We start from the raw sequence: 4,054 nt of genomic DNA, 5'->3' as shown, positions 1-4,054 counted from the left end.
GCCATACGCATCATTTCGTGCTCCTCCAGCGACCGGAGTGATTCCATCAACTCTTTGGCAGAGGGGATCTCCGCCCTGGAGGCGAGATAGCGATACAGTTCAATCACCTGCTGGTGTTGATCGACTATCACCTCCATGATTTGCGTCGCATCCAGCTCGGCAAAGGGGGCGTCGCAATGCGCATGCCGAACGATGGGGTGCTTTGCCACATATTCGTAACACCAGGTGTTCAGTGCATGCTCGTCGCCTGAGGTTTCAAACCCGCTGACTACCTTGGTCAGTGCCTTCTCATGATCGGACAGATACGCAAGGATCATCCGGGCCCGTTCATCCATATTCTTGTCCGCACAGTGGGATAAACACTGGCTGAGGTGTTGGTGAAATTCCCGAGTCCAGTGCAGCACATCTTTTAAGGTTTCAATTTGCATAACTTTTTCTCCGCTGTGGATTATCTCTTCGATTACAGGCGCAAAATATCGCGATAACCCGCCACATTCACCGCAAACGCGGTGTGCTCCTGCAAGTGCACCCGAAGGGTTTCAAGGGCTTCCGGGTCACCGTGAATCAGTTGAATTCGAGTAGTATCGGTCAGCGCTGACTGCTGTAACCACTGGGTCAGTTCGAGGTAGTCTGCGTGCCCCGACAAACCTGAGATGACTTTGACAGTGGCTCTCAACGGTACCCAGCCTCCGTGGATTTTAACCCCATCAACACCCTCCAGCATTTTTGCGCCCCGAGTGCCGCCCGCCTGATAACCGGTAAACAGTACCGTGGTTTTAGAACTGCCTAACAGGCGTTTGAAGTGGTGGAGAATACGACCTCCGGTAGCCATGCCGCTGCCAGCGATAACAATATGGGGGAAAGCCTGTCCGGCAATCGCCTTCGATTCGTCCACCGTGCGGGTATAGGTCACGCCATCGCATAGGCGGTAGCATTGCTCGTGACTCAACCGGTGCTGATCACTGAACTGGCAGAAAATATCCGATACTTTGATCGCCATGGGGCTGTCGAGATAGATGGGCATTTTGGGGATATCGCCCTGATCCATCAGGGTCGCCAACAGATGTTGCAAGGCCTGCGCCCGCCCTACCGCAAAGGCCGGGACTAGCAGCACGCCGCCGCTTTTGGCGACACGGTTAACAATTTCCGCCAACTGCTGAAACGGATCTTGGGTGTCGTGCCGGCGGTTGCCGTAAGTGGACTCCATCAACAGCAGATCCAGCTCCGGCAATGGCCGAGGAGGTTTCATCAGCACATCATCGAAACGACCGACATCACCAGAAAAGCCGATTCGTTTCCCTTCCGCTTCAACGATAATGCTGGCGGCGCCGAGAATATGACCGGCAGGCTGTAAATAAAAACGGATATCCCCGACCTCGATCTGTTCATCAAACTCCACAGACTGAAATAGCCTCATGCTGGCTTCCGCCGTTTGACGGTCGTAAAGCGGCTCAGGGTGCGCGTGCTTGCCCAATTTATGTTTGCTGTAATACTTGGCGTCTTCCTCCTGGATATGGCCGCTGTCGGCCAATAAAATCTGACACAGGGCCTTAGTGGCGTGATGGGTAAACACCGGGCCGCGAAAGCCGCGCTTGTATAGCACCGGGATATAACCGGAGTGATCCAGATGTGCGTGAGTGAGCAGCACCGCATCCAGTTTGTCGATGTCCAGGGGCAAGGTTTGCCAGTTGCGTTCCCGCAGCCACTTGTAGCCCTGGAACAAACCGCAATCGACTAATACGGTTGTCGTTTCAGTTTCCAGCAGAAATTTTGAGCCGGTAACGGTCTCGGTGCCGCCGACAAAGGTAATTTTCATAATGATTTTCCTGGCAATTTAAGCATGCTGATAACGGGCGCAATCAGTTGCGACGTAATATCAATAGCGTTGGAAGGATGGGGGATGGTATTGGATGTGACCAGTTGGCTCAGGCCTGAGGCCAGTAAGGTTTTATCGGAGTGATCGGCAAATATGCCGTGCACCGCCACGCACTGAATGTTGTCGATACCTTTGGACCGAAGTGTTTTAACGCATTCCAGGATTGTTTGCCCGCTGGAAATAACGTCGTCGATAATCACTGCCGTTCTATCCCTGAATTCGTTGATGTCGGGCAGCATCACTTCGACTTGGCGATCCCCGAAGCGCTGCTTTTCTCCAATCACAAAAGGATGTTGACTAAAGGCAGCAATCTCATCAACCCATTGCTCGCTTTCGCTGTCCGGCCCTACCAACAGTAGGTTGCTTTGCGTTTTGAGCCAGTGCGCCAATGCCGGAGCCCCTTGCACAACACGACTGGGTATGGAATAGATTTCATCCAGAGAATGATAGCGATGCAAATGTGGATCGACCGTAACCAGCCAATCAGCATGTTGAGAAAGGCACTTGGCAAAAATACGTGAAGTAACCGCTTCCCCATCGACAAAACGGCGATCCTGACGCATATAACTGAGGTAAGGCGCCACTAACCCCACTTGCGACGCTCCCAGCTCCCGCAGTGTTTCCAATAAAAACAACAACGGCAGATATTTGATGTTTGGGTGTGACAGATCAGCCACCACAATACAGGCGCGATTTTCTACATCAGATTGAATACGCAGATAGGACTCCCCATCCGGAAACTGCCGAGCGTTAAACTCGCCAGGTTGACCACCAATCGCGTTACTGAGTGACTCAGCCAACGGATGATTGTTCAGGGAAAACACCACTGGAGATTTATCTTTCACGGTCATCGCCTCGCTCATCGTTCCTTCTCGACCGTAAAAATTGTCGATTGGCGATAAAACGCCATCGCATACTGTTGCTCTCCGATCGTATCGGAACAGAGCGTAAATAAAGGTTGTCCGACGGTGACCTTGTCGCCGACTCGAGCATGTAGACGCAACCCCGCAGCCGCTGTCGCCGGAGCGCCTGCCAGCTTCGCCAGACGCGCGAGTTGACGATTGTCGATAGCGGTAAGTGTGCCCACTGCTGTGGCCGCTTCGGTATGTTGGTAGCTGGCGTCAGGCAGGGCTTTCATCCCACCCTGCGCGGCCAAAATGCGCTGGAACTGCTGCCAGGCTTTACCTTCATCCAAAATCGCGATCGCTCTTTCCAGCCCTTGTTCATAACGCTCTTGATAAGCAAGTGAAAACAGATGTGCAGCCAGAAACAAGGCACGCTCCCGAAGATCCTGTGGTGCACTGTGCTCGCGCTGCAATACTGCCAGCACATCCCGCGCTTCTTCTACCGGGCCGATACCACGCCCAACCGGCTGACTACCATCCGTAATAAGGCAGCGAATTTGAATACCACAGGCGGCTCCCACCTGGGTAAAGAGTGAGGAAAGGCGATCGGCGTCGTTCTGGGAACGCACTTTAGCGGTGGGGCCGACGGGAATATCTATCACCGCATGAGTGGAACCGGCAGCGATTTTTTTTGATAAAACCGAGGCGATCAACTGCCCTTCACCATCCAAATCCAGGGCCCGTTCAATGCGAATCAACAAATCGTCGGCCGGACTCAGGTTGACAGCGCCACCCCAAACAAGACAGGCATGGGTCTCAGCCACTACACGTTGAATCTCATTGAGCTCCAGATTGACGGTAGTCAGTGCCTCCATAGTATCCGCAGTACCGGCGGGAGAGGTGATCGCCCGCGAGGAGGTTTTAGGGATGGTGAGTCCCGCAGCGCTGACAATGGACACCACGAGCGGTGTGGTGCGGTTGCCCGGCAGCCCACCGATGCAGTGTTTATCAAGAACCATGGCTTCGTCTGGCCAGTTCAGCCGCTTACCACAGGCCACCATGGCCTGGGTGAGACTGATGATTTCATCTACGTCTAAACGGCTACCCGCGCACACACTGAGGAAGCTGGCGATTTCGATATCCGAATAGCGGTGGTCGCCGATGTCCTCGACGATAGCGGTAATCTCTTGATCACTGAGTTTGTGTCCAAATATTTTTTTGCGAACCGCAGCGAGCGATGTCACCACCGGTGCATGACCGACAATAATCGCAGCGCCATCGATGGCACCCAGGCGGCGCATGGCAATTTTGGATAACCCTGCACTCCCCGAAA

4 protein-coding genes are annotated in these 4,054 nt (G+C 53.7%); all 4 read right to left on the bottom strand.

The window, feature by feature from the left end:
• The coding region (locus B3O33_RS10020; protein ID WP_292363524.1) for an ATPase at window positions 1-428 on the bottom strand (428 nt) is incomplete at its 3' end.
• Window positions 429-460: 32 nt separating this feature from the next.
• Window positions 461-1,816 (bottom strand): MBL fold metallo-hydrolase, encoded by a 1,356-nt coding sequence (locus tag B3O33_RS10015; RefSeq protein WP_292363523.1) that lies wholly within the window; start codon window positions 1,814-1,816, stop codon window positions 461-463.
• Window positions 1,813-2,739, bottom strand: coding sequence for a ribose-phosphate diphosphokinase (locus tag B3O33_RS10010; protein ID WP_292363522.1), 927 nt, complete (start codon window positions 2,737-2,739; stop codon window positions 1,813-1,815). Before B3O33_RS10010 ends, B3O33_RS10015 begins: the two co-directional genes overlap by 4 nt.
• On the bottom strand, window positions 2,736-4,054 hold a 1,319-nt coding region (locus B3O33_RS10005; protein ID WP_292363521.1), incomplete at its 5' end, for a thymidine phosphorylase family protein. The genes B3O33_RS10005 and B3O33_RS10010, both read right to left, overlap by 4 nt.

It is taken from the genome of Methylophaga sp. UBA1464 (genome assembly GCF_002325665.1).
GTDB lineage: Bacteria > Pseudomonadota > Gammaproteobacteria > Nitrosococcales > Methylophagaceae > Methylophaga.
Note: the sequence above shows the minus strand (reverse complement) of the source record. Positions and strands in the feature narration are given on the sequence as shown.